Below are 23,745 nucleotides of genomic sequence, written 5' to 3' on the forward strand. Positions count from 1 at the left end.
GCGGGGAGTTTCGGCCGTCAGTGGTCGTCCCAGTGCCCGGCGTGGGCCGCGTGCCGGTGGCCGTCGTGCAGATAGTCGACGTGGTCCCCGTGCAGCACGCTCTCGTGTCCGCAGTCCTCGCCGTGCTGATGGTCGTGGCCCTCGTGGGCGACATGCCCGCCCGGCTCGCACTCGTCCCAGTGCCCGCCGTGCTCACGGTGCAGATGCCCGCCGTGCGCGTAGTCGACGTGGTCGCCGTGCGGCACCTCGGTGTGTCCGCAGTCGGGTCCGTGGATGTGGGCGTGGGAGGCGTGTTCCGTGTGCACGGTGGTCATGGTGCTCACCTTCGTCAGGCGCGGGTGATGACGACGGACAGGCTGCCATGCGAAGGGTACATATCCGGCGATTAGTCTTTCGTGGCGCCTGCCGCCTCGCCGATGGCGCTCACCTCCTCAAGCGTGCCTCCTCGAGCGCGCCGCCTCAAAGGATCAGCACCGCCCCGCACACCGCCAGCCCCACCGTGCACAGCACCGCCGCCGTCGCGTGCCGGGGCGCGAGTGCCGTCGGCTCCGGGCTCGCGGCCAGGGCGTGGATACGGCGGTTGGCGAGCGCGAGGAAGCCGAGCCACAGCAGGCCGCCCAGGGCGCACACCACGACCCCGGACGCCGAGACGCCGGTGTGCAGCGCCGCCCGCCCGGCGAGCACCGCGGCCACGGTCCCCGCCAGCGTCGTACGGCGCCAGGCGAGCCGGGTCCGCTCGGGCTGGAGCCCGGGGTCCCGCACCGGCTCCGCGCTCATCCCTCCCACCCGACGAGCACGACCACGACCATCGCGAGGGCCACCACCGCGACCACCACGCTCAGCAGCGCCGGGAACCGGGAGACCGGCAGATCCTCGCCACGGCGCATCGCCCGCTCGCAGCGCACCCAGTGGTTGACCGCGCGCAGGGAACACAGCACACCCGCCGCGAGCAGTGCGAGGGCGAGCCCGACCCGCCAGCCCCAGCGCAGGTCCGGCAGGAACTGGTCCACCGCGAAACCGCCGCCGATCAGCGCCAGCGCAGTGCGCAGCCAGGCCAGGAAGGTGCGCTCGTTGGCCAGCGAGAACCGGTAGTCCGGCGTAGCGCCCTCCCGGCGGACCTCCTCGGGCGCGAACCACAGCCGGACGTTCCGTACGAATTCGATCACGCCCCGGACCCTACCGGGAGCCCTCCGCGGCCCGGTGCGCGCGGAGCCGGTGGTAGGCGTCGAGCCCGTCGGGCACCCACTCCCAGTCGGCGAGACGGTCGACGACCTCCTCCTCCGGCAGGAAGGCGTGCCAGTCCACCTCCTCCACCTGGGGGCTGACCGGCAGCTCGCAGCGCACCTCGTACACGGCCGACCACCAGCTGTGCCCGGCGCCGTCCTCGTAGAGGAACTTGAAGAGGAACTCCGGATCCGGCAGCCCGGACACCCCGAGCTCCTCCTCGGCCTCCCGCAGGGCGGCGAGCTCGTAGGACTCGCCCGCGCCGACGACTCCGCCGACGAACATGTCGTACAGCGACGGGAAGACCAGCTTGGTCGGGGTGCGGCGATGGACGAAGAGGCGGCCCTCGGCGTCCCGGGCCTGGATGAACACGCACCGGTGCCGCAGGCCCTCGGCGTAGACACGTCCGCGTGGGGCCTGCCCGATGACCTGGTCGTTCTCGTCGACGATGTCGAGGATCTCGTCAGCGGGATTCATGGGGCCCATCCAAGCAGGACCCGGGCCCCGGGTGTCAGCTCGGCTGGAGCCTGCGCGCCGGTTCGCGGACCGTCGCGCCGCTCGGCATCGCCGGGTGCAGGCCGAGCAGGACGATGCCCACCACGATCGCGGCGAGGCCGGCGGACTCCCAGGCCAGGGCCCCGGGGTCGGTGCGCAGCCGGTCGCCGAGGAAGCCCACCCCGCAGGCGATCCCGGCCAGCGGCTGAGCCGCGGTCAGGGCGGGCAGCGACATCCGCAGCGACGCGGTCTCGAACGCGCTCTGCACCAGCACCAGACCGGTCACCCCGAGCGCCAGCACGGCGTACGGCTGCCAGCCGGTGAACACCTCGACGAGGCCGCCCTCGGTGAAACGCTCGCCGGTGACCCGGGTGAGGGCGTCCTGGACGCCGTAGAGGAGACCGGCGGCGGTGGCGAGGAGGACCGGGCCCGCGCTCAGCCGGGAGCGCTTGGCGTATCCGGTGAGGAGCAGGGCCGTGCCGACCATGGCGCCGATGATCAGCCACTGGCGGGAGGGGTCGGTCAGGGCGGTGCCGCCGGTCGGCTCACCGGCCACGATGAACGCGGTCACGCCGCCCGCGAGCAGCAGCAGCCCCGTCCAGCCCTGCCGGCCTAGCGGCTGCCGGGTCTGGCGCCGGGACAGGGCCATGGCGAAGAGCAGGTTGGTCGCCAGCAGGGGTTCGATCAGGGACAGCTCGCCCTGGCCGAGCGCGATGGCACCCAGCACCATGCCGGCCACCATCAGGCCGATGCCGCCGAGCCAGCGCGGCACCTTCACCAGGTCCAGCAGGATCCTGGGGGAGAGGAAGTCGCTGAGGGGCGCCTTCTGGGCCGCGTTCTGCTGGAGGACGAATCCGAAGCCCAGGCAGCAGGCGGCGCTCACGGCGAGAATCAGAACCTGAAGCGACACGCGACGTTCCTCGATCGTTGGGCCGGGGCTCGGGGTGCGTACTGCGTAGGGGCCGACTCTAGCGGCCCGGGGACCGGAGCGCTCCTGGAGGTTTCAGGGGCGATGGACTTCACGCCATGCTCCGTGCCGCCTGCCGGAATCGCTATGACGAACGTCACAGATTCGGTCCAATTCCGGACGAAAGCCCCTCCCGACTCTTCACAACTGCCCCACCAGTCACACTAGTTGACGCGTGTAACGCACCTTCGGGCCTTGACGTGAACTATTGGCGGAGGGTTGGCTGTGCGTGATCGCTCGATGGCAAACCGAAATCAGCAGACGAGCCGCAGTGAGTGAGCGAGCACAACGAACTGCGTAGAGGATGTTCCCGAGGTGTCTCCACCCCCGCCACCCCTCGGTCGTGGCCGCAAGCGCGCGGCCCAGACTCTGGACGGTGCCCTCGACGATCTCGAACTCACCGCCGCCCGCGCGGCGTTGGCCCAGGGCCGGTGGCAGGGTGCCCGTGCCCTGCTCGGCCGTACCGGCGACGACTGGGACAGCCGCGGCCACCGGGTCTGCGTCCTCTCCCAGGAGCCCTACAGCGCCCCCTGGGCCCGGGAGTGGCTGCTCGCCGAACCCGAGTCCGCCGACGCCCGCGTTCTGCTCGCCCTGGCCCAGGTCCGGCGCGCCCTGCGCGGCAAGGAGAAGCCGGACCGGGCCCGCGAGGCCTGCCACACGGCGGCCGCGCACGCCCCGGCCGACCCCACACCCTGGCTCGGCCTGCTCATGCTCACCCGCGGCACGGGCACCGAGGACGAGGCGCTGAAGCTCTTCGAGGAGGTCCGCCACCGGCACCCCGACCACCATCACGCCCACCATCTGATGGTCGCCCGGCTCGCCGAACGCCACCCCGCCGTCGGCCCGGACCCGCTGCACGAGGTCTACGACTTCGCCAACGGCGCCGCCGAGCGGGCCCCCGCGGACTCCCCGCTCGCGATCCTGCCGGTGATCGCGCACGCCGAGCGCTACCGCGTGCTGGCCGCCGCAGGACACGAACCCGCCGATCCGGCCGCCTCCGGGCACTGGGTCGGCCGCCGGGCCCGCCAGGTGATGAAGGCCGCCTTCGACTGGTGGCTGGAGTGGGAGCACGAGGGCCACCCCCGCCGTCTGGTCGACCTGAACTTCCTCGCCCACGCCAAGTACTGCGAGGGCCGCGGCGCCGAGGCCGCCGCCCTCTTCCACCGCATCGGCGAGCACGTCACCCCCGCGCCCTGGTCCTACCCGGACCGCGATCCCTACCCCGCCTTCCGTGCCGCCCGCGACAGCGCGCTCGGCACGGTGTGAAGCGCCACCCCCGATGACCTCCGAAGACCCCCGAAAGGACCACCCGCGATGACGACGGGCAGTTCGAGAACGAGCAGTCCCCCCGCTACCGGCGGCGGCATCAGCACCTTCAAGGGCCAGGACCGCGCTCTGCGCGCCGACCGGCTGGGCACGACAGGACTGCTGCTGTCGGTGCTGGCCGCGACGGCGCCCCTCATGGTCGTCGCGGGTGTCATGCCCACGACCTTCGGGGTGATGGGCATCGTCGGGCAGCCGCTGCTGTTCGTGATCCTCGGCGTCGTGCTCGCCCTCTTCAGCGTCGGGTACGCCGAGATGAGCCGGCACGTCCACAACGCCGGTGCCTTCTACGCCTACATCTCCCGCGGCCTCGGCGGCACCGCGGGCTCCGGCGCGGCCATGGTCGCCCTCGTCGCCTACAACGCCCTCCAGGTCGGCATCTACGGCATCTTCGGCTTCGAGGTCTCCGGCCTGTTCGCCACCTACCTGGAGATCGAACTCGCCTGGTGGATACCGGCCCTGCTGGCCGTGCTGCTCACCGGCGCGCTCGGCTGGCTGAAGATCGACCTCAACGCGCGCGTGCTCGGCGTGCTGCTCCTCATCGAGGTCGCGCTCGTCGTGATCTTCGACGTGGCCGCCCTCGGCGACCCCGGCCCGGAGGGCCTGTCCCTGCACGCCTTCAACCCGGACACCCTCAGCGGCGCCGGCATCGGCACCGCCCTGTGCTTCTGCGTCGCCGCCTTCCTCGGCTTCGAGCAGGCCCCCGTCTACGCCGAGGAGACCAGCCGCCCGCACGTCCTCGTGCCCCGCGTGATGTTCCTGGCCATCGGCGGCATCGCCGTCTTCTACACCATCAGCTGCTGGGCGATCACGGTCGCCACCGGCCCCGACGCCGTCGTCGGCACCGCCCAGGAACAGAGCGCGGGACTGCTGTTCTTCCTCACCGAGGGACTGCTCGGGGAGACCTTCACCGACGTCCTGCACGTGCTCTTCGTGACCGGCATGTTCGCCGCGATGGTCAGCTTCCACAACGTCGTCGCCCGCTACGCCTTCGCCATGGGCCGCGAGGGCCTGCTCCCCTCCGCCTTCGGCCGCACCACCAGCGCCAGCGGCGCCCCCGGCACCGGCTCGCTGCTCCAGACGGTGATCGCCCTGGTGGTCGTCGCCGCCTTCGCGCTCGCCGACGACAAGCCGACCGGCGACCCGACCGCGCCGGTGCTGCACCTGTTCACCTGGATGGGCAACGTCGGCGCCCTCGGCGTCACCCTGCTGATGTCGATCGCCTCGGTGTCCGTGGTGGCCTTCTTCGTCCGCCGGGGCGCCGCGGGCACCCAGTTCTGGCGGCTGACCGCCGCCGGGCTCGCCACCGTCGCGCTGCTCTTCATCGTCGTCTACACGGTGAAGGACTTCGACGTCCTCGTCGGCTCGGGACCGGGCTCCTCCCTCAACTGGATCCTGCCCGGCATCATCGCCCTCGCCCTGGTCATCGGCCTGGTCCAGGGACTCGTCCTGCGCGCCCGCGACCCCGAGGCGCACGCCCGCATCGGCCTCGGCAACGAAGCCTTCCAGCTGGAGAAGGCCGCGGAGTCCGAGCACTGAGGTTCGCGCGGACCGATCACTTGATTACGGAAATCTGACGGGCACCCGCGGCCCCTGGCCCACCCCGGGCCGCGGGTGCTCGAATGAACAGGTGAACTCCGAACATCCCGAGGAGCGCGGCACTCCGGTCGGCCGCCGTATCTTCCTCGGCACCCTGGGCCTCGGCGCCCTCGGCGTGGTCACCGCGCCCGTCCTCCAGCGGGGCATGGAGTCCTTCCTCGCCGGAGCGGCCGAGAACGACCCCACCGGACTGACCGGCCTGCTCCCCAACGGCGGCGGCTTCCGCTACTACTCGGTCGCCTCCTCGGTGCCGCACAAGAACGCGGAGAACTACCGCCTCACCATCGACGGCCTCGTCGACCGCCCGATGTCGTACACGCTGGCCGATCTCCGTGCCCTGCCGCAGACCCGCATGATCCGCGACGTCCAGTGCGTCACCGGCTGGCGGGTCCCGGACACCCCCTTCGAGGGCGTGCGCCTGTCCCGGCTCCTGGACGCGGCGGGAGTGCGCCCCTCGGCCGGGGCGGTGCGCTTCACCTGCTTCGACGGCGTCTACACCGAGAGCCTCACCCTCGACCAGGCCCGCCGCTCCGACGTCATGGTGGCCCTGCGCATGCAGGACAAGGACCTCGGCCACAGCCACGGCGGCCCGGTCCGCCTCTACGTGGCCCCCATGTACTTCTACAAGTCCGCGAAGTGGCTCTCGGGCATCACCGTCACCGAGGACGTCCGCCCGGGCTACTGGGAGGAGCGCGGCTACGACGTCGACGCCTGGGTCGGCCGTTCGAACGGACGCGACGATGAGCCTACGAGCTGACGCCCCGCCCGCCACCAGCCTGCGCCGCTTCGGCCGAGCGACGAGGTGGGTCCACCGCACGACGGCCGCCCTGATGCTCACCTGCGTGGCGACCGCCGCCTGCCTCTACGTCCCCCAGCTCGCCGAACTCGTCGGCCGACGCGAGCTGATGGTCCGCATCCACGAATGGGCGGGCCTCGCCCTGCCCGTCCCGCTCCTGGCGGGCCTGGCCTCCCGCGCCCTGCGCGCCGACCTCGGTCACCTCAACCGCTTCGGCCCGCACGACCGCCGCTGGCTGCGCGCGGCCCGGCGCCGCGACCGGAGCCCGGGGGCCCGGCCCGCCGCGAAGTTCAACGCGGGCCAGAAGATCTACGCGGCCTGGATCGCGGGCGCCACGCTGGTCATGCTCGGCACCGGCCTGCTGATGTGGTTCACCCACCTCACCCCGCTGATGTGGCGCACCAGCGCGACCTTCGTCCACGACTGGCTGGCCCTGACCATCGGCATCGTCCTGGCCGGACACATCGGCATGGCCCTGGCCGACCCGGAGGCCCGCCGCGGCATGCGCACGGGGTCGGTGAGCCGGGAGTGGGCGGAGCGCGAACATCCGCTGTGGCGGCCCTGAGCACCGGGCGTCACGGGCACTCGCTCGCGCGCCGGGCCGCCCCGCTCACGTACTCCACCCGCATCCCCGGGTCCCCTTCGCGCAGCACGTACAGCTTCCCGTCCCAGGGCGCCCAGTACCGGGCCACGAGAAAGAGCCGGTCGCCCGAGACATGGAACAGCCGCAGCCCGGCGTACCGGAAGCGGTACGGGCTGCCCTCCTCGGCCACGGCCGACACACAGCTGCCGTTCCCGCGGATCAGCAGGTCCTCCTCGCTGAACAGGACGACCGCGGGGAATCCGTCGGTCACCGTGGCGGTCGTCTCGGCGGCCCGGTCCCGGCCGATGATCCCGGCGTAGGCGTACACCGCCCAGAACAGTGAGACCACGGCCACCAGCAGGGCCGGTGCCCAGATCCGGGCCTGCTGCTGCCGGGGCACCTCGGGCTCGCCGGGTTCCGGCCGCGTACGCGCGTAGGCGCTGAGCAGCACGCCGATGATCGTCGCCAGCGGGATGAGCAGGTCGAGCAGGCTCCGGGAGAGGTAGTACAGCGGCCCGAGGAGCAGCGCGGGCACCCAGGCGTGCCGCAGATACCGCAGCACCGGCCGGGCCCGGGCCGGATCGTCCTGCACCCGGCGGTGCAGCACCGCGGCCACCATCGCTGCGGCCGCCAGTGCGAGGACGGGGACGTACAGCGCGTCCACGCTCCGCAGCAGGTAGTCGGCGGTGGACAGCCGGAAGAGGGTGTCCCTGAGGCCGAGGGCGCGGGTCTCGGCGTCGGTGCTGGCCCAGCCGAAGTAGAAGAGGACGGCGGTGAAGAGGGAGAGGAGGGAGCCGACGGCGCCGATGAGTTCGAGCCACCTGGGGGGAGGGTGGTCGGGGGGCTCCGGGGGTGGCTCGGGTTCGGGCTCCGGGTCGGGCTCCGGGTCGGGTGGGGGCGCGGGCTCGGGGTCGCCTTCACTCATGGCGTGGTCGTGGGCGCACTCGGCGAGGGTGAGGCCACGGCCGACGGGGAGACCCCGGGCGAGGGGCCGACCGAGTCAGGGGCGACCAGAGTGAAGGCATCCGGCAGCGTGACCGTTCCCTCTCGGGCGTGATCGATCGTCACGGTGGCGCTGAGCGGATAGACGGCTCCCTCCGGAGCCGGCACCTCGACCTGGAAGGTCAACTGGTCCGGGGGCTCGGCGTCGAAGTCGGGTTCCTCGGCGCCGTCGGGCTCGTACGCGGCCGCTCCGGCGATGGTGACGGGGCTCGCACCTCCCGGTAACTCCCGCTTGTCGAAGTACATCCCGGCGACCGTGATGGTGATCGTCTCGTGCGGCTTCGCCTTGCCGTCACCGCCCACGTCCACGGAGACGATCCGGAAGTCGCAGACGGCACCGCCGCCGCCCGAGGGCGGTGCCAATCGCACCGTGGCGGAAGGATTCCGCTGGTGGAACCGCAGGACATCGCCGAGTACGGCGTAGGCGGCGCTGCTCTTGCACCCGGTGACCCGGCCCTGGAGGGCCGCGTACTCCGCGGTCACCGCGCTCCAGTCGCCGCCCTCGCCCTGAACGGCCTGGCAGGCGGCCGCCAGCGCCCGCAGGACCCGCCACTCGACCGCCTCGGAATCGCCCGGGACCTTCCCGGCGGCGTTCTTGCACCCCTGCGGGTTCGCGGCGAGGTCGTCGTAGACCGTCGCCGCGTCGGCCCTGGTGTCGGTGTTGGGCGAACGAGGCCCGGGCCGCAGCCAGCCCGGTCGGTCCCCGCCCCCTGGGCCGGTCCCTCCAGAATCGTTTCCGCCGGACCCGTTCCCACCTCCGGAAACGTTTCCGCTGCCTTCCTCGTCCGAGGGCCGCCAAGTGGGCATGCCCCCGCCGGAACCCTCGGAGCCGGAGCCGTCGGAGCTCTTGGGGCTGTCCGTTCCACCGGACCCCCCGCCGCCCGAGCCGCCACCGGAGACACGCGTCCCCGCGGAACCCCCCGAGCGTTCCTCCCCGCCGCCCCCACCACAGGCCGCCGCCGTCCCGACGGCCAGCGCCCCCGCGACGAGCAGCCCCGATATCCGCACCCCGAGCGAGATCGCCATGACAACCCCCGATGTCATCGCTCCCAAGAGGGCCCAGCCCACGGGAAGTCTCCCCATGATGCGACCCAAGTCCCCCGCCGGGGAAGCCACTTGGGCCCGCCCCGTGCCTCGTTTTCGAGGACGGGACGGGCCCAGTGGTGTCGTACGGCCGCTATATGAACACGGACAACAGCAGCACGAGGCCGCCCGCGACCACCGAGATGATCGTCTCCATCACGGACCAGGTCTTGATGGTCTGTCCGACCTTCAGCCCGAAGTACTCCTTCACCAGCCAGAAACCGGCGTCGTTGACATGGCTGAAGAAGAGCGAACCGGCACCGATGGCGAGGACCAGCAGGGACGTCTCCGTGGTGGACATGCCCGCCGCGAGCGGCGCGACCAGGCCCGCCGCCGAGACCGTCGCCACCGTCGCCGAACCGGTGGCGAGCCGGATCGCCACCGCGATCAGCCAGGCCAGCAGCAGCGCCGGGATCGACCAGTCCTCGGAGATCTCCAGGATCATCTGACCCACACCGGAGTCGATCAGCGTCTGCTTGAAGCCACCGCCCGCACCGACGATCAGCAGGATGCCGGCGATGGGCGCGAGGCCCTTCTCCACCAGACCGGAGACCCGCTCCTTGCCGAACCCGGCCGGCCGCAGCAGCGTGAAGATGCCGACCAGCACGGACGTCAGCAGGGCGATCAGCGGGGAGCCGACGACGTCGAAGACGCGCTGCGTGGTGTTCTCGGGGTCGTCGATGATGATGTCGACGAGCGCCTTGGAGAGCATCAGCACGACCGGCAGCAGGATCGTGGCCAGCGTGGCGCCGAAGCTGGGACGCCGCTCCAGCGTCTCGGAGGCGCGTTGCGGGATCATCTTGTCCGGCGCCTGGACGTCCACCCAGCGGGCGGCGTACCGGGAGAACAGCGGACCGGCGATGATCACCGTCGGGATGGCGACCAGGACACCGAGCGCCAGCGTGACACCCAGGTTGGCCTGCACCGCGTCGATCGCGACCAGCGGACCGGGGTGCGGCGGGACCAGACCGTGCATGACCGACAGACCGGCCAGCGCCGGGATGCCGATGCGCATCAGGGAGTAGTTGCCGCGCTTGGCGACCATCAGCACGACCGGGATCAGCAGCACCACGCCGACCTCGAAGAACAGCGGCAGACCGATCACCGAGGCGATCAGCACCATCGCCCACGGCATCGAGCGGCCGCTCGCCTTGGCGAGGATCGTGTCGACGACCTCGTCCGCGCCGCCGGAGTCGGCGAGCATCTTGCCGAGGATCGCGCCGAGGGCGATCAGCACGCCGACACCGGCCACGGTGGCGCCGAGCCCGGTGGTGAAGCTGGCGATGGCCTTGTCCAGCGGCGCCCCGGCGAACGCGCCCAGCGCCAGCGAACCGATGGTCAGCGACAGGAAGGCGTGGAGCTTGAACTTGGTGATCAGCAGGACGATGACGGCGATGCCCAACAGGACGGCGATGCCCAGCTGGGCATGACCGGCCGAGGTGATGGGCTCGACGGGGTCCGCTGCCAGCAGCTCGACGTTGAGTCTGGTCACGGGATTTCCTTGCGGTTACAGGGGTGGGGAGGGGAGTGCGTGGGGGGCTACGGCGTCGGGGCCGACGGCGTGTCGAGGGCCTCCAGCGCGGCCGCGGCGCGCGCGGTGATCTCCTCGGGCGTGCCCGAGACGTCCACCGCGACGCCCGCCTCGTCCGCCTGAAGCGGCTGGAGCGTGGCGAACTGGGAGTCCAGCAGGGCCGTAGGCATGAAGTGACCCTGCCGCTGCCGCATCCGGTTCTCGATCAGCTCGCGGTCGCCCGCGAGATGCACGAAGACCACTCCGGGAGCGGCGGCCCGGAGCCGGTCGCGGTACGACCGCTTCAGCGCGGAGCTGCTGACCACCCCACCCAGCCCGGTCCGCTCGTGAGCCCAGGCGCCGATGGCATCGAGCCAGGGCCACCTGTCCTCGTCGTCGAGCGGGATGCCGGCCGACATCTTGGCGATGTTGGCCTGCGGGTGGAAGTCGTCGCCTTCGGCGTACGGGACGCCGAGCCGGGCGGCGAGCAGGGGACCGATGGTGGTCTTGCCCGTTCCGGCGACGCCCATGACGACGATGACGTGGGGGGTACGCATCACTGCCTCGCTGTCTTCCTCGACATACGACGTCGACTTCTGACGTCGGCCGGGACACTGAAACTCATTAGGTACGACGAATTCAAGAGTCTGTGACAAATAAGTCTGACTTTTTGTTCCCGTGGGCTCCCCCGTAGGCTGTGGGGATGAGCACAACGGGCCGGGGGCTGCACGGCCATGTACTGGAAACCCTCGGCCCCGCGATCACCGCGGGCGAGTATCCGCCCGGCAGCGTGTTGCGCACCGACGAGCTGGCCCAGCAGTTCGACGTCTCACGCTCCGTGATGCGCGAGGCGGTGCGCGTTCTGGAGTCCATGTATCTGGTGCAGTCCCGCCGCCGCGTGGGTGTGACGGTCCGCCCCAAGTCCGAGTGGAACGTCTACGACCCCCAGGTCATCCGCTGGCGTCTGGCCGGCGCCGACCGCCCCCACCAGCTGCGCTCCCTGACCGTGCTGCGCTCGGCGATCGAGCCGGTCGCCGCGGGCCTCACCGCGAAGAACGCCACCGCCGAGCAGTGCGCCGAGCTCACCGAGTGCGCCCTTGGCATGGTGTCCAACTCCCGGGGCCACCAGCTGGAGGGCTACCTCTTCCACGACATCGCCTTCCACCGGGTCATCCTCAACGCCTCCGGCAACGAGATGTTCGCCCGGCTCGGCGATGTCGTCGCCGAGGTCCTCGCGGGCCGCACCCATCACGAGGTCATGTTCGAGGACCCCGACCCCGCCGCGGTCACCCTGCACGTCCAGGTCGCCGAGGCGGTCCGGGCCCGCGACGCCGTCCGCGCCGAGCACCTGGTCCGCGAGATCACCGTCGGCGCCCTCCACGAGCTGGACATCCTCGCGCCCGGAAAATAGCCGCGCCCGGGCCCGGCCCAAGGCGGTACGGTCCCGAAGTGCTTGATGAAGACGGGTACTTCGGAGAGAAGATCGCGGCCGCCTACGACGATGACGAGGCGGAGATGTTCCGCCCGGAGGCGGTGACCCCGGCCGTCGACCTGCTGGCCGGCCTCGCCGCTGACGGCAGCGCACTGGAACTCGGCATCGGCACCGGACGGATCGCCCTGCCCCTGGCCGCCCGCGGCGTTCCGGTGCACGGCATCGACATGTCCCGCGCCATGGTCGCCCGACTGCGGGCCAAACCCGGCGGGGACACCGTCGGCGTCACCATCGGCGACTTCGCGACGACCAAGGTCGACGGCCGCTTCACCGTCGCCTACCTGGTGTTCAACACCATCAACAACCTCACGACCCAGGACGCCCAGGTCGACTGCTTCCTCAACGCCGCCGCCCATCTGGCCCCCGGCGGCTGCTTCGTGGTCGAGGTCGGCGTGCCTGAGCTGCGCCGACTGCCGCCGGGCCAGAGCGCCGTACCCTTCCGGATCACCCCGACCGCGTGGGCTTTCGACACCTACGACCCCGCCACCCAGGCCATGAGCTCGAACTACGTCACGATCGTCGACGGCCGCGCGGAGCACTCGTGGCTGCCGTTCCGCTACGTGTGGCCCGCCGAGCTGGACCTGATGGCCCGGATCGCCGGACTGCGCCTGCGCGACCGCTGGGAGGACTGGAACGGGGCGCCCTTCACCGGCGAGAGCACCCGCCACGTGTCGGTCTGGGAGAAGCCGCTCTCCTAGTCCAGGAACTCCCCGTCCACGTACACCCACGCCCCGTCCACCCGCTCGAACCGGCTCCGCTCATGCAGCGAGCCGCCCCGGAAGGACGCCCGGAACGTCACGGTCCCGGTGGAGTGGAACGCGCTCCCGGCCTCGGTGCCGAGGATGTCCAGCCCGGTCCACCGCATCCCGGGGTCGAGATCGAGCCGGTCGGGCCTGGTCCGCGGATGCCAGGTCCGCAGCAGATACGGGACGTCGCCCTTCACGAAGGCGCTGTACCGGGACCGCATCAGCGCCTCGGCGGTGGGTGCCGCCGTACCGGAGTGGTAGCGGCCGCAGCACTTCTCGTACGGCTCGGACAGGCCGCAGGGGCAGGCGCTCATGCCGACGCTCCCGCGCTCGGCGGGTACGGCGGCTTCACCGGCAACGCCGTCACCTGGCTCGGCAGCGGCGGCAACGGCGTGCGGTACACCCAGGCGTCGAACAGCTCGTCCAGCGGCTCGCTCGCGAACCGGGCCGCGTGCGCCGCGAACGTCGCGGTGCTCACCGCCCCGCCCCGGTGCAGCGCCGCCCAGCCGCGCAGCATCCGGAAGAAGGCGTCGTCGCCCAGCGCGCAGCGCAACGCATGCACGGTCAGCCCGCCGCGCTCGTAGAGGCGATCGTCGAACATCAGCTTGCGGCCCGGGTCCGCCAGCTTCAGCACCTGCGGCTGAGCGGCGATCAACCGGTGTGCGGCGGCGGCGAGTTGCTGCGCCGTCCGGCCGCCGGACCGCTCCGACCAGAGCCACTCCGCGTACTTGGCGAGCCCCTCGTTCAGCCAGATGTGCCGCCAGTCGGCGATCGAGACGCTGTTGCCGAACCACTGATGCGCCAGCTCGTGCGCGACCAGCCGCTCCGAACCCCGCGCCCCGTCCACGTGGTTGGCACCGAACAGTGACAACCCCTGTGCCTCGACGGGCACATCGAGCTCCTCCTCGGTCACCACGACCGCGTACTCCTCGAACGGGTACGGCCCGAACAGCTCCTGGAACAGCTCCATCATCTGCGGCTGGCGCGCGAAGTCCCGCGAGAACTGCGGCAGCAGATGCGCCGGGATGTGCCCGTGCTGCGGCACCCCGCCAGGACCGGGATCGCCCAGCAGCACGGTCTGGTACTTGCCGATCGACAGACCGACCAGATAGCTCGACGTCGGCGCGGACTGCTCGTACACCCAGGTCGTCGTCGACGCCTTCGTCGTACGGGTGAGCAGCCGGCCGCCCGCGACCACCGAGTACGCCGACGGCGTGGTGACCGAGATCTGGTACGACGCCTTGTCCGCCGGGCGGTCGTTGCACGGGTACCAGGACGGCGCCCCGACCGGCTGGCTCGCCACCAGCGCACCGTCCTCCAGCTCCTCCCAGCCGAGCCCGCCCCAGGGGCTGTTCACCGGCTTGGGGTTGCCCGACCAGTGCACCTCGACCGTGAACGCGGCCCCCGGCCGGACGGCCTTGGCGGGCTTCACCCGCAGCCGCCCACCACGATGCGTGTAATGCGGCTGCCGCCCGTCCACCCGCACCCGGCCGATCCTGAAGTCGGCGAGGTTCAACTGGAACTCGGCGAGCGGCGAACGGCCCGCTATGGCGTTGATCCGCGCCGTCCCCGACAGCCGGTTCGGCCCCGGCCGGTAGTCCAGCGCGAGCTCGTACCGGTGCACCCGGTAACGGGAATCACCGTGATCGGGAAAGTACGGATCCGCACCCACGGACTGCTGAACGGCCACTGCTGTGTCTGCTCCCTGCGCTGTGCTCGTACGACGTGCCTCGCCCTCCCCCGACGTCGTACGGCCGCTCAGCGCCGCCATGCCTCGATCGGGTTGCCCAGCCAGCGCGTGTCGTCGGGGACCGACTCCGCGGCCATCACCAGCGACGCGGGACCCAGCGTGGTGCGGGCCCCGACCGTGCTGCCGGGCAGGACGATTCCGCCAGGACCCAGCGTCGCGCCCTCACGGAGGACCACAGTATCCGTCCGCAAGATCCGGTCGTGGAAGAGGTGCGTCTGGAGCACACAGCCACGGTTCACCGTCGCCGCGTCCTCCAGGCTCACCAGATCCGTCTCCGGAAGCCAGTAGCTCTCCACCCACACGCCCTTGCCGATCCGCGCGCCGAGCCCGCGCAGCCACGCCGTCATCAGCGGCGTGCCCGGCACGGATCCGGCCAGCCACGGCACGGCCAGCACCTCCACGAAGGTGTCGGCCAGCTCGTTGCGCCACACGAACCCGCTCCACAGCGGATGCTCCCCGCTGCGGTGCCGACCCACGAGTGCCCACTTGGCGAGGATCGAGACCAGCCCCGCGACCACGCCCGCCGCGAGCAGTACCGCCCCGCCCAGCAGCCAGGCCCAGCCGCCCAGCACGCACAGCGCCGCCACCGTCAGCACGGCCAGCGCCGCCGAGCAGAACACCGGCACGATCCGGCACAGCTCCACCAGACCCCGCGCCCACAACAGCCGCGCCGGCGGGTCGTACGTCCGGCTCCGGTCGCCGTCGCTCGCGCTGCGCGGCAGCTTCACCGGCGGCAGACCCAGATACGAGGTGCCCTTCTTGGCCTTCTTCGGCGTAGCCGACAGCACCCCCACCAGGCCGTCGTCCGGCACGCTCCGTCCCGGCGCGGTCATCCCCGAGTTGCCGAGGAACGCCCGCCGCCCGATCTCCGCGCGCCCGATCCGCACCCAGCCGCCACCCAGCTCGTACGGCGCGGTCAGCGTGTCGTCGGCCAGGAAGGCGCCGTCACCGACCGTGGTCAGGCTCGGCAGCGCCAGCACCGTGGACACCTCGGCGCCCTTGCCGATCCGCATCCCGAGCAGCCGCAGCCACACCGGCGTGGCAAGCCCGGCGTACAGCGGGAACAGCGTCTCCCGGGCGTTGTCCATCAGCTGCGTGACCGTCCAGGCCTGCCAGCCGACCCGGCTGTGCGTGGCATACGTGCCCTCGGCCAGACCCAGGCTGAACAGCCGTACGGCGACCAGGACCAGCAGCGCGTACGCCAGACCGAAGGCCAGCGTCGCCGGGACCAGCGCCAGTGCGGCGCCCTTCAGGGGAGCGTCGGCGTCGACGAGCGGGTACGCCACGGCGAGCGCCGCCGCCCCGGCCAGCACCGGAAGCGCGTTGAGCGCGAGACCGCTCACGCCGTACATGCCCCGCCAGAACCTGCCCCGCACCGGCCGCTCCTTCGGCCAGTTCCGCTTCGCCTTGCCCAGCTTCACCGCGGGAGCGCCCGCCCAGCGCTGACCGGTGGGAATCTGCCCGGTCACCGCCGAGCCCGGTGCCACCTCGGCCCGCTTGCCGACCCGGGCGCCCGGGAAGAGCATGCTGCGGGTGCCGACGACGGCGTGCGCGCCCACCTTGACCGGCCCGATCTCCAGCCGGTCACCGTCCAGCCAGTACCCGGACAGATCCACCTCGGACTCGACGGCCGCGCCCCGGCCGAGCCGCAGCATGCCGGTGACCGGCGGCAGCGAGTGCAGATCGACGTCCTGCCCCACCTTCGCGCCCAGCGCCCGCGCGTACCGCTCGAGCCAGGACCCGGTCAGCGAGGTCGCCCCGCTGAACTCCGCGAGCCGCTCGGCCGTCCACAGCCGCAGATGGACGCTCCCACCGCGCGGGTACCGGCCCGGCTCGACACCGCGCAGCAGCAGCCTGGCGCCTCCCGCTGCGATCCCGAGCCGGCCGGGCGGGCTGAACAGCACCAGCGCCCCGGCGACGACCAGCCACCAAGGCGCGGTCGGCAGCCAGGAGTACGCGGGCAGCACATTGCCCACCGCCGCCAACGGCACCATCCAGCGCAGCCCGAGCAGCGTGAACAGCGGCAGCAGCGCCAGCACCTGGACCGCCTGCGCGCGCCTCGGCACCGGCGCGACCGTCCGCCGCGCGCCGTCGTCCTGCGCGGACTCCTCCAGGTGCCGGGCCAGCTTCCGCAGCGTCGGCTGCTGGTAGATGTCCAGGACGGCCGCGCTCGGGTAGCGGGTGCGCAGCTTCGTGGTGAGCTGGGCGGCGGCCAGACTGCTGCCGCCGATCGCGAAGAAGTCGTCGCGGGCGCCGGTCACCGGGATGCCCAGGACCTCCGTCCACTGCTCGGCGAGCCACGCCTCGGTGCCGTAGAGCTGCTCGGCCTTGGCGCCGGTCTCCAGGCCCTCCAGCGGCCACGGCAGGGCGTTGCGGTCCACCTTGCCGCTGGTCCGCGTCGGCAGGTCCTCGACCGGCGCCAGCAGCGGCACCAGCGCCGCGGGCAGCTCGGCGCGCAGCTTCTCCACGGCCACCGCCTGGTCCCAGCCGTCCTGGGTGACCACGTACCCGACGAGGAGCTGGTTGCCGCTGCGGGCGGTGCGCACGGCGGACGCGGCGCCCGCGACCCCGGGCAGCGCCTGGAGCGCCGCGTCCACCTCGCCCAGCTCGATCCGACGCCCGCCGAGCTTGATCTGCTCATCGGCCCGCCCGAGGAAGATCAGCCCCTCCGGCTCCGCCTTGACCAGGTCACCACTGCGGTACGCCCGCTCCCAGCCCAGGGAGTCCAGCGGCGCGTACTTCTCCGCGTCCTTCTCGGCGTCCAGGTACCGGGCGAGCCCGACCCCGCCGATCACCAGCTGGCCGCCGGCGCCCATCGCCACCGGCTCCCCGGCCTCGTCGACGACGGCCAGCTCCCAGCCGTTCAGCGGCAGCCCGATCCGGATCGGCTCCGCGCCGCTCAGCAGCGAGGCGCAGGCCACCACGGTCGCCTCGGTCGGCCCGTAGGTGTTCCACACCTCACGGCCCTCGGTCACCAGCCGCTGCGCCAGCTCCGGAGGGCAGGCCTCACCGCCGAAGATCAGCAGCCGTACGTCGTTCAGGGTGTCCGGCTCCCACAGCGCGGCCAGCGTGGGCACCGTCGAGACGACCGTGATCTCCTGCTCCACCAGCCACGGCCCGAGATCGGCGCCGCTCCTGACCTGGGACCGGGGCACCGGCACCAGACAGGCGCCGTACCGCCAGGCCAGCCACATCTCCTCGCAGGACGCGTCGAAGGCGACCGACAGACCCGCCATGACCCGGTCACCGGGCCCGATCGGGTCCTCGGTGAGGAACAGCGCGGCCTCGGCGTCCACGAACGCGGCGGCGCTCTCGTGACTGACGGCGACACCCTTGGGCTTCCCGGTCGAACCGGAGGTGAAGATGATCCAGGCGTCGTGCTCGACCCCGGGCCGCCCGGCGGGCGCCTCGGAGCGGCTGTGCGCGGTGATCTCGTGCCCGGCCCCGATGACGGCCCGCACGTCCGCCTCCCCGAACACCAGCTCGGCCCGCTCGTCCGGGTCCTCCGCGTCGACCGGCACATAGGCGGCACCGGCCGCGAGCACCGCCAGGATGGCCACGTAGAGGTCATTGGTCCCGGACGGCACCCGCACGCCCACCCGGTCCCCGAGCCCGACTCCGGCCTCGGCGAGCAGCCGCCGCACCCGCGCCACCTCGACGGCCAGCGCCCGATAGGTCAGCCGGGTCGTCCCGTCGTCCAGGGCGAGCTCGTCCGGGTACTGCCGTACGGACGCGTCGAGAATGTCGACGAGGGTGCGGGGAGAGGCCGCCGGACCTCCGGAGAAACGTGCCGTATCACCGAATCGCTCGCGGATCTCTTCGTCGAGCAGACCGAGAGCACTGCTCTCGTGTATGGCTGCCATCAGGTCCTCGCGTCTCGATCCCGGAAGCCTCCGGGGCGCTGGCGGGCCCGCAGGTCTGCCTGGGGTTGTCCGGCTCCAGCTCCGTAACAAGCCGGAAATTTTAGTACGACGCTAGGTGCGACCCCTTCGTACTGCCACTCGGGATGGATCTTCCGGGCCGTCCGGGTGTCGTGGGCACGCCGATGACCTGGCGTTTTGTGCGGGCGCGAGAGATGCCCCACACAGAGCGCCAGGTCGACTCCGGAGCGTGTCAGCGGGCGAATCGCCTGATGAACGTCAGCGCCGTGTCCGCGACGTCACGCCAGCCGTGGTCGATCGTCAGCGCGTGCCCCCGGCCGGGCATCTCGACGATCTCCGTCACCGCGTGCTCGTTGTGCAACTGCTTCTTGTACGAGGCGTTCGCGATGGCCCACGGCACGGTGTGGTCCTTCTCGCCCGAGATGATCAGCAGCGGGCCCCGGCCCTCCGCGGTGGTGTCGACCTTCACCTCGGTCCACGGGTTGAGGTTGGCCGCGGCCGCCTGGAACAGCGGCTCGCCCGGCGCTGGCACCGCGAAGGTGTCGTACAGCTCGCGCGCCTCCTCCTCGCTCACCGCGTTGGCGAAGGAGTAGCGGAACTGCTCGAAGGTCAGCGGCACCGCCCGGTGGAAGTTGGCCGGGTTGCCCAGCACCGGACGCGCCGCCCGCAGCGAGGACAGGGGCAGCGGCAGCACCCCGCGGAACGGCGCCGGGTCGATCGCCACCGACGCCCGGGACAGCTCGCGCCCGGCGACGATCTGGGTGATCAGACCGCCGAAGGAGTGCCCGACGACGACCGGCTTGCGCTCCAGCTTCCCGATCAGATCGCAGAAGTGGTCCGCGACCTGCCCGACGCTCTTCCCGGCGAACACCTCGGGATGCGCCTGCGCCTCCTCGACGGTCTCCGGGTCGTCCGGCCAGCCGGGGGTGACCGGCGCGAACCCGGCCTCCTCGAAGACGGCCGCCCACCGGTCCCAGCTGGTCGGCAGCAGCCACAGACCGTGCACGAACACGGCGGGGGTGCGGCCGGTGGCGTTGGCCCGCTCGACCTGGGCGAGATCGCGGGCGTAGGAGGCTGCGGAGTCGGGCGAGGACATGGTCGTACTCCTGCTCGTGGAGGGGTCTGCTCCCGGGGACCGTAGGCCCGGCCGCCGGGCCCGAGTTGACCCGCTGTGCACACCCGCCTGCCCCCGAGCGCCAGACCGGGGGAGTGGGTCGGGGGAGTACGCCGTGAAACGCGAAGTGCCGGTCGGGATCGCTCCCGGCCGGCACTCGATGGTGTAACCACTGGTGTCCGAGGGGGGACTTGAACCCCCACGCCCGATAAAGGGCACTAGCACCTCAAGCTAGCGCGTCTGCCATTCCGCCACCCGGACAAGGTGTCTGTCGTGCGGGGTTTCCCCCGCGGCGACAGAGGAAACATTACCAGGCTTTCGGGGGTGGCCGATCACCCCCTGTTCCGGCGTGAACGGCGTGTGACGGGGCAGGGGCGGTCTTGGGCGCGGGCCGGTCGCAGGAGGAGGATGAGGGGGACCACCAGCAGTGACAGTGGGAGGAAGCAGCGTGAGCGGGACCGACACGGCCAAGGGCGTCACCGGCGAGGACGAGGTCGTGGACCTCTGCCGCGAGCTGATCCGGATCGATACGAGCAACTACGGCGACCACTCCGGTCCCGGGGAGCGCAAGGCCGCCGAGTACGTGGCCGAGAAGCTCGCCGAAGTGGGCCTGGAACCGCGGATCATCGAGTCGCACCAGGGGCGTGCCTCCACCGTGGCCCGGATCGAGGGCGAGGACCCCTCCCGGCCCGCGCTCCTCATCCACGGTCACACCGATGTCGTCCCGGCCAACGCCGCCGACTGGACCCACCACCCCTTCTCCGGCGAGATCGCGGACGGCTGTGTGTGGGGGCGCGGGGCCGTCGACATGAAGGACATGGACGCGATGACGCTGGCCGTCGTGCGCGACCGGCTGCGCAGCGGCCGCAAGCCGCCGCGCGACATCGTCCTCGCGTTCCTCGCCGACGAGGAGGCGGGCGGCACCTACGGCGCCAAGTACCTGGTGCAGAAGCACCCGGACCTCTTCGAGGGCGTCACCGAGGCGATCGGCGAGGTCGGCGGGTTCTCCTTCACCGTCAACGAGAAGCTGCGGCTGTATCTGGTGGAGACCGCCCAGAAGGGCATGCACTGGATGCGGCTGACCGTCGACGGCACCGCGGGCCACGGCTCGATGACCAACGACGACAACGCCATCACCGAGCTGTGCGATGCCGTCGGGCGGCTCGGGCGGCACAAGTGGCCGGTCCGGGTCACCAAGACCGTACGGTCCTTCCTCGACGAGCTCTCCGACGCGCTCGGCACCGAACTCGACCCCGAGAACATGGACGAGACGCTCGCCAAGCTCGGCGGTATCGCCAAGATGGTCGGCGCGACCCTGAAGAACTCGGCGGCGCCCACCATGCTCGGCGCCGGCTACAAGGTCAACGTCATCCCCGGCCAGGCCACCGCGCACGTCGACGGCCGGTTTCTGCCCGGCTACGAGGAGGAGTTCCTCGCCGACCTCGACCGCCTGCTCGGCCCGCGCGTGCGACGCGAGGACGTGCACGCCGACAAGGCGCTGGAGACCGACTTCGACGGCAGGCTCGTCGACGCCATGCAGAGCGCGCTGAGCGCCGAGGACCCGATCGCGCGGGCCGTGCCGTACATGCTCTCCGGCGGCACCGACGCCAAGTCCTTCGACGACCTCGGCATCCGCTGCTTCGGCTTCGCGCCGCTCCAGCTGCCGCCCGAGCTGGACTTCGCGGGGATGTTCCACGGGGTCGACGAGCGGGTGCCGGTGGACGGGCTCAAGTTCGGTGTACGGGTGCTCGACCGGTTCATCGACGCGTCCTGAAGTCGTCCTGAAGCCGTCCTGAATTGGCCCACTGAAACGAAACTTCACTATTCGGCCGCCCGTGCGGAATTGACTGAGAAGAGTGAATGCGACGATAAGCTCGTAGCTCCATTACTCCCTCCTCGTTACTGCTGATGCGATCCGCTACTTGGGATCGCATTGCCAACAAGGAGGAATAATGATCAAGAAGATCGTCGCCGCTGCGGCTGCCACCGGTGGTCTGGTTCTCGCGGGTGCCGGCCTGGCCGTCGCCGACTCCGGCGCCCAGGGTGCCGCGGTGCACTCCCCGGGTGTCCTGTCCGGCAACGTGGTCCAGGTTCCCGTGCACGTCCCGGTGAACGTGTGCGGCAACACGATCTCCGTGATCGGGCTGCTGAACCCCGCCTTCGGCAACACCTGCGTGAACAAGTGACGCTGCCTTTTCGAGGTTTCGGCCTTTAGAGGGTTCGTTCGACACCGTCGGTCCCGGAGTGCGTGCCATGCGCTCCGGGACCGACCGGTCTTTTCGCGTGGGTCATCTGTGGGGGAAGGCAGGGAATTCAGCAATGCGACAGGTCACCCGCAAGGGTCTGATGACCGTGGCGGCCGCGACCGGCGTGATCGCCGCCGCGGGCGGGACCGCCCAGGCCCACTCGGGCGCGAGCGGGTCCAGCTCGAACTCGCCCGGCGTGCTGTCGGGCAACACGGTCCAGGCGCCGGTGCACGCACCGGTCAACGCCTGCGGCAACACGGTCAACGTGGTCGGGGTGCTCAACCCGGCGGTCGGGAACACGTGCGTCAATCAGTCGGTGCGGTCCGGGGGCTCTGGGGGCTCCGGGGGCTCCGGGGGAGCGCACTCCGGTGGGTACGCCTCGGATTCGCCCGGTGTGGCATCCGGCAACCATGTCGAGGTGCCGGTCCATGCGCCGGTCAACGTCTGCGGCAACAGCGTCAATGTCGTGGGAGTCGGCAATGGGGCCACGGGCAACGACTGTGGGAACGGGGGTGGATCCGGTGACGGTGGAGGCGAGTACGGGAACCCTCCGGGGGTGCCGGAGCAGCCCGGCAATCCGGGAGGGCCGGAGAACCCGGGCAATCCTGGGAGCCCTGAGCACCCGGGCAATCCGAACAACCCGAGTGATCGCGGCAATCCGGACGGGCCTCCTCGCCCCGAAACCCCGGGCACCCCGTCCACCTCGGGCGATGTGACACCCGACGGCACCCCGCAGGCCGACCTGCCGGGAGCCGGGTCCGTCACCGAGCCCGACGGCCTCGCCCAGCTCGCCGCGACCGGCAGTGAGCTGCCGCTCGGCCTCGTTCTCCCCATGGGCGCGGGTGTGATGCTGGCGGGCGCCGTGCTCTACCGCAAGGCGCGGGCCTCGGCCTGAGACACCGCGTACGACGGAGCGGGCCCCGCCGTGTCGGCGGGGCCCGCTCCGTCTTTGTCTGCTCTCACCACGTGGCGCGCACCTGGCGGATGATCCTGCGGCGCAGCCGCACCCTGCGGCTTCCGTCGCGCAGCAGGCTCAGTCGGTCCAACTCCCAGTGTCCGTACTCGGCATGGTCCGTCAGCAGGCGTGTGGCGTCCTTGCGGGAAACCCCGCGCGGTACGTACACGTCGACAAATTCGTATTCCGGCATCGCATCTATTGTGCGGGCTGGGGCTCGGTACGGATAGCGTCTGCACTATGTCTGATGCTGCGCAGCCCACCGCTGCCGAGGTACGCGCCGCCGCCGAGGCGGTCAAGACCGCGCTCGACCGCCATCTCGCCGCGGTCGAACGCCGGTCGGGGGAGGACGACCCGGCCGTCTACGAGGCGTTCAACCAGCTGGCCACGGCCGCCGAGGCGTACGACGAGCTGCTCTACGACCGCTACGACGAGGTCACACCCTTCGAGATCCCCGGCACCGACGACGGCCTGCCGCCGTACGCGGGCCCCGAGGAGCCGAACGCGGTGAGCGTGCTGATCCGGCGCGACTACGCCGTGGTGGAGCCGCAGCGGCTGCTGGCGCAGGCGGAGCGGGTCGAGGCCGCGGACTACGACGTGGACGGGGAGGCGTCGGGCACGGTCCATGGCGCGCTGGGGATTCTGTTCGGCGAGTTCGAACCGGACGAGATCGCCTCCCGGCACAAGGAGTTCGGCCTGGAGGAGGGCGACTCCACGCTGTGGGTGACCGCCGCCGACGAGCCGGCCGACCCCGGCGAGTGGCTGGAGGCCCCGTTCGAGCAGATCGATCCCCAGCAGGTGGTCTGCCGCTTCGACGTCAGCGCGGTCTTCGACGACGAGCTGGACGTGGAGGACGTGGAGGACTCCGAGGACGCCGACGAGGACGACGAGGACCTGGAGCCGCTGGACGCGGAACGCTAGCGCTGGGCTTGGGCGACGGCGCCACGGAGTCTTCCGTGGCGCCGTCGCCTTTCTGCGC

At 71.5% G+C, this 23,745-nt stretch carries 24 protein-coding genes and 1 tRNA gene; 10 read left to right on the forward strand and 15 right to left on the reverse strand.

The annotated features are described in order from the left end of the window. Positions 1-17: 17 nt before the first annotated feature. The 5 genes from BN159_RS34105 to BN159_RS34125 all read right to left on the reverse strand — a co-directional run bounded on the left by BN159_RS34105 (position 18) and on the right by BN159_RS34125 (position 2,629). Positions 18-314 carry a hypothetical protein gene (locus BN159_RS34105; protein WP_015661596.1) on the reverse strand — a complete coding sequence of 99 codons (297 nt, stop codon included), beginning with the start codon at positions 312-314 and terminating at the stop codon, positions 18-20. A gap of 145 nt (positions 315-459) precedes the next feature. Beyond that, positions 460-777: a DUF202 domain-containing protein gene (locus BN159_RS34110; protein ID WP_015661597.1), complete on the reverse strand. Its 318-nt coding sequence runs from the start codon at positions 775-777 to the stop codon at positions 460-462. Then, positions 774-1,166, reverse strand: coding sequence for a YidH family protein (locus BN159_RS34115; RefSeq protein ID WP_015661598.1), 393 nt, complete (start codon positions 1,164-1,166; stop codon positions 774-776). Before BN159_RS34115 ends, BN159_RS34110 begins: the two co-directional genes overlap by 4 nt. Positions 1,167-1,176: 10 nt before the next feature. Beyond that, positions 1,177-1,701, reverse strand: coding sequence for an NUDIX hydrolase (locus BN159_RS34120; protein WP_015661599.1), 525 nt, complete (start codon positions 1,699-1,701; stop codon positions 1,177-1,179). Positions 1,702-1,735: 34 nt separating this feature from the next. After that, positions 1,736-2,629, reverse strand: coding sequence for a DMT family transporter (locus BN159_RS34125; RefSeq protein WP_015661600.1), 894 nt, complete (start codon positions 2,627-2,629; stop codon positions 1,736-1,738). Positions 2,630-3,001: 372 nt separating this feature from the next. On the opposite strand from BN159_RS34125, the gene BN159_RS34130 reads away from it, so the two are divergent. The 4 genes from BN159_RS34130 to BN159_RS34145 all read left to right on the forward strand — a co-directional run bounded on the left by BN159_RS34130 (position 3,002) and on the right by BN159_RS34145 (position 6,969). Next, positions 3,002-3,952 carry a hypothetical protein gene (locus BN159_RS34130; RefSeq protein ID WP_015661601.1) on the forward strand — a complete coding sequence of 317 codons (951 nt, stop codon included), beginning with the start codon at positions 3,002-3,004 and terminating at the stop codon, positions 3,950-3,952. Between the two features lie 48 nt (positions 3,953-4,000). After that, positions 4,001-5,548 (forward strand): APC family permease, encoded by a 1,548-nt coding sequence (locus BN159_RS34135; RefSeq protein ID WP_015661602.1) that lies wholly within the window; start codon positions 4,001-4,003, stop codon positions 5,546-5,548. 91 nt (positions 5,549-5,639) lie between these two features. Then, positions 5,640-6,365 carry a molybdopterin-dependent oxidoreductase gene (locus tag BN159_RS34140; RefSeq protein WP_015661603.1) on the forward strand — a complete coding sequence of 242 codons (726 nt, stop codon included), beginning with the start codon at positions 5,640-5,642 and terminating at the stop codon, positions 6,363-6,365. Continuing rightward, positions 6,349-6,969 carry a cytochrome b/b6 domain-containing protein gene (locus tag BN159_RS34145; protein ID WP_015661604.1) on the forward strand — a complete coding sequence of 207 codons (621 nt, stop codon included), beginning with the start codon at positions 6,349-6,351 and terminating at the stop codon, positions 6,967-6,969. The genes BN159_RS34140 and BN159_RS34145 overlap by 17 nt, the downstream gene beginning before the upstream one ends. Before the next feature lie 10 nt (positions 6,970-6,979). On the opposite strand, the gene BN159_RS34150 is transcribed toward BN159_RS34145, so the two are convergent. The 4 genes from BN159_RS34150 to BN159_RS34170 form a co-directional block, all read right to left on the reverse strand. Then, a complete protein-coding gene (locus tag BN159_RS34150) occupies positions 6,980-7,912 on the reverse strand; it encodes a hypothetical protein (RefSeq protein WP_015661605.1) in 933 nt (310 codons plus the stop codon). Beyond that, positions 7,909-9,015, reverse strand: coding sequence for a hypothetical protein (locus tag BN159_RS45875; RefSeq protein ID WP_015661606.1), 1,107 nt, complete (start codon positions 9,013-9,015; stop codon positions 7,909-7,911). Before BN159_RS45875 ends, BN159_RS34150 begins: the two co-directional genes overlap by 4 nt. Positions 9,016-9,166: 151 nt before the next feature. Then, the gene (locus BN159_RS34165; protein WP_015661607.1) at positions 9,167-10,564 is read right to left on the reverse strand and encodes a GntP family permease; all 1,398 of its coding nucleotides are present in this window, start codon (positions 10,562-10,564) and stop codon (positions 9,167-9,169) included. 47 nt (positions 10,565-10,611) lie between these two features. Further along, on the reverse strand, positions 10,612-11,139 hold the full coding sequence (locus BN159_RS34170) for a gluconokinase (protein WP_015661608.1): 528 nt from the start codon (positions 11,137-11,139) through the stop codon (positions 10,612-10,614). Positions 11,140-11,285: 146 nt separating this feature from the next. On the opposite strand from BN159_RS34170, the gene BN159_RS34175 reads away from it, so the two are divergent. Beyond that, complete coding sequence (locus BN159_RS34175; protein ID WP_015661609.1) at positions 11,286-11,993, forward strand: FadR/GntR family transcriptional regulator; 708 nt, start codon at positions 11,286-11,288, stop codon at positions 11,991-11,993. Positions 11,994-12,031: 38 nt separating this feature from the next. Then, entirely contained in the window at positions 12,032-12,772 is a 741-nt protein-coding gene (locus tag BN159_RS34180; RefSeq protein ID WP_015661610.1) for a class I SAM-dependent DNA methyltransferase, read from the forward strand. On the opposite strand, the gene BN159_RS34185 is transcribed toward BN159_RS34180, so the two are convergent. The 5 genes from BN159_RS34185 to BN159_RS34205 all read right to left on the reverse strand — a co-directional run bounded on the left by BN159_RS34185 (position 12,769) and on the right by BN159_RS34205 (position 19,826). Further along, the gene (locus BN159_RS34185) at positions 12,769-13,134 is read right to left on the reverse strand and encodes a YchJ family protein (protein ID WP_015661611.1); all 366 of its coding nucleotides are present in this window, start codon (positions 13,132-13,134) and stop codon (positions 12,769-12,771) included. The two genes, BN159_RS34180 and BN159_RS34185, sit on opposite strands and share 4 nt — an antisense overlap. Further along, on the reverse strand, positions 13,131-14,510 hold the full coding sequence (locus BN159_RS34190) for a M1 family metallopeptidase (protein ID WP_015661612.1): 1,380 nt from the start codon (positions 14,508-14,510) through the stop codon (positions 13,131-13,133). The genes BN159_RS34185 and BN159_RS34190 overlap by 4 nt, the downstream gene beginning before the upstream one ends. Before the next feature lie 68 nt (positions 14,511-14,578). Next, the gene (locus BN159_RS34195) at positions 14,579-18,433 is read right to left on the reverse strand and encodes a Pls/PosA family non-ribosomal peptide synthetase (protein WP_015661613.1); all 3,855 of its coding nucleotides are present in this window, start codon (positions 18,431-18,433) and stop codon (positions 14,579-14,581) included. Between the two features lie 250 nt (positions 18,434-18,683). After that, the gene (locus tag BN159_RS34200; protein WP_015661614.1) at positions 18,684-19,547 is read right to left on the reverse strand and encodes an alpha/beta hydrolase; all 864 of its coding nucleotides are present in this window, start codon (positions 19,545-19,547) and stop codon (positions 18,684-18,686) included. Between the two features lie 191 nt (positions 19,548-19,738). Then, a tRNA-Leu gene (locus BN159_RS34205) sits at positions 19,739-19,826 on the reverse strand. Between the two features lie 187 nt (positions 19,827-20,013). On the opposite strand from BN159_RS34205, the gene BN159_RS34210 reads away from it, so the two are divergent. The 3 genes from BN159_RS34210 (at position 20,014) to BN159_RS34220 (ending at position 22,706) form a co-directional block, all read left to right on the forward strand. Continuing rightward, positions 20,014-21,339, forward strand: a complete 1,326-nt coding sequence (locus BN159_RS34210; RefSeq protein WP_015661615.1) for a M20/M25/M40 family metallo-hydrolase — start codon at positions 20,014-20,016, stop codon at positions 21,337-21,339. A gap of 178 nt (positions 21,340-21,517) precedes the next feature. Then, complete coding sequence (chpH, locus tag BN159_RS34215; protein ID WP_015661616.1) at positions 21,518-21,751, forward strand: chaplin ChpH; 234 nt, start codon at positions 21,518-21,520, stop codon at positions 21,749-21,751. Between the two features lie 133 nt (positions 21,752-21,884). Further along, positions 21,885-22,706 (forward strand): chaplin, encoded by an 822-nt coding sequence (locus BN159_RS34220; RefSeq protein WP_041820245.1) that lies wholly within the window; start codon positions 21,885-21,887, stop codon positions 22,704-22,706. A 64-nt stretch (positions 22,707-22,770) separates the two neighbouring features. Here the strand turns inward: BN159_RS34220 and BN159_RS34225 are convergent, their stop codons facing one another. Continuing rightward, positions 22,771-22,959 (reverse strand): DUF5703 family protein, encoded by a 189-nt coding sequence (locus tag BN159_RS34225; RefSeq protein WP_005485166.1) that lies wholly within the window; start codon positions 22,957-22,959, stop codon positions 22,771-22,773. 47 nt (positions 22,960-23,006) lie between these two features. On the opposite strand from BN159_RS34225, the gene BN159_RS34230 reads away from it, so the two are divergent. Further along, positions 23,007-23,687, forward strand: coding sequence for a hypothetical protein (locus BN159_RS34230; protein ID WP_015661618.1), 681 nt, complete (start codon positions 23,007-23,009; stop codon positions 23,685-23,687). Positions 23,688-23,745: the final 58 nt, after the last annotated feature.

It is taken from the genome of Streptomyces davaonensis JCM 4913 (genome assembly GCF_000349325.1).
Taxonomy (GTDB): Bacteria; Actinomycetota; Actinomycetes; order Streptomycetales; family Streptomycetaceae; genus Streptomyces; species Streptomyces davaonensis.

Excerpts from the sequence above, each read along its gene's own strand:
- BN159_RS45875 (WP_015661606.1), bottom strand. The coding sequence starts at position 9,015 with ATGGCGATCTCGCTCGGGGTGCGGATATCGGGGCTGCTCGTCGCGGGG.
- BN159_RS34195 (WP_015661613.1), bottom strand. The coding sequence starts at position 18,433 with ATGGCAGCCATACACGAGAGCAGTGCTCTCGGTCTGCTCGACGAAGAG.
- BN159_RS34150 (WP_015661605.1), bottom strand. The coding sequence starts at position 7,912 with ATGAGTGAAGGCGACCCCGAGCCCGCGCCCCCACCCGACCCGGAGCCC.
- BN159_RS34200 (WP_015661614.1), bottom strand. The coding sequence starts at position 19,547 with ATGTCCTCGCCCGACTCCGCAGCCTCCTACGCCCGCGATCTCGCCCAG.
- BN159_RS34225 (WP_005485166.1), bottom strand. The coding sequence starts at position 22,959 with ATGCCGGAATACGAATTTGTCGACGTGTACGTACCGCGCGGGGTTTCC.
- BN159_RS34120 (WP_015661599.1), bottom strand. The coding sequence starts at position 1,701 with ATGAATCCCGCTGACGAGATCCTCGACATCGTCGACGAGAACGACCAG.
- BN159_RS34105 (WP_015661596.1), bottom strand. The coding sequence starts at position 314 with ATGACCACCGTGCACACGGAACACGCCTCCCACGCCCACATCCACGGA.
- BN159_RS34220 (WP_041820245.1), top strand. The coding sequence starts at position 21,885 with ATGCGACAGGTCACCCGCAAGGGTCTGATGACCGTGGCGGCCGCGACC.
- BN159_RS34135 (WP_015661602.1), top strand. The coding sequence starts at position 4,001 with ATGACGACGGGCAGTTCGAGAACGAGCAGTCCCCCCGCTACCGGCGGC.
- BN159_RS34230 (WP_015661618.1), top strand. The coding sequence starts at position 23,007 with ATGTCTGATGCTGCGCAGCCCACCGCTGCCGAGGTACGCGCCGCCGCC.
- BN159_RS34175 (WP_015661609.1), top strand. The coding sequence starts at position 11,286 with ATGAGCACAACGGGCCGGGGGCTGCACGGCCATGTACTGGAAACCCTC.
- BN159_RS34185 (WP_015661611.1), bottom strand. The coding sequence starts at position 13,134 with ATGAGCGCCTGCCCCTGCGGCCTGTCCGAGCCGTACGAGAAGTGCTGC.
- chpH (WP_015661616.1), top strand. The coding sequence starts at position 21,518 with ATGATCAAGAAGATCGTCGCCGCTGCGGCTGCCACCGGTGGTCTGGTT.
- BN159_RS34170 (WP_015661608.1), bottom strand. The coding sequence starts at position 11,139 with ATGCGTACCCCCCACGTCATCGTCGTCATGGGCGTCGCCGGAACGGGC.
- BN159_RS34145 (WP_015661604.1), top strand. The coding sequence starts at position 6,349 with ATGAGCCTACGAGCTGACGCCCCGCCCGCCACCAGCCTGCGCCGCTTC.
- BN159_RS34110 (WP_015661597.1), bottom strand. The coding sequence starts at position 777 with ATGAGCGCGGAGCCGGTGCGGGACCCCGGGCTCCAGCCCGAGCGGACC.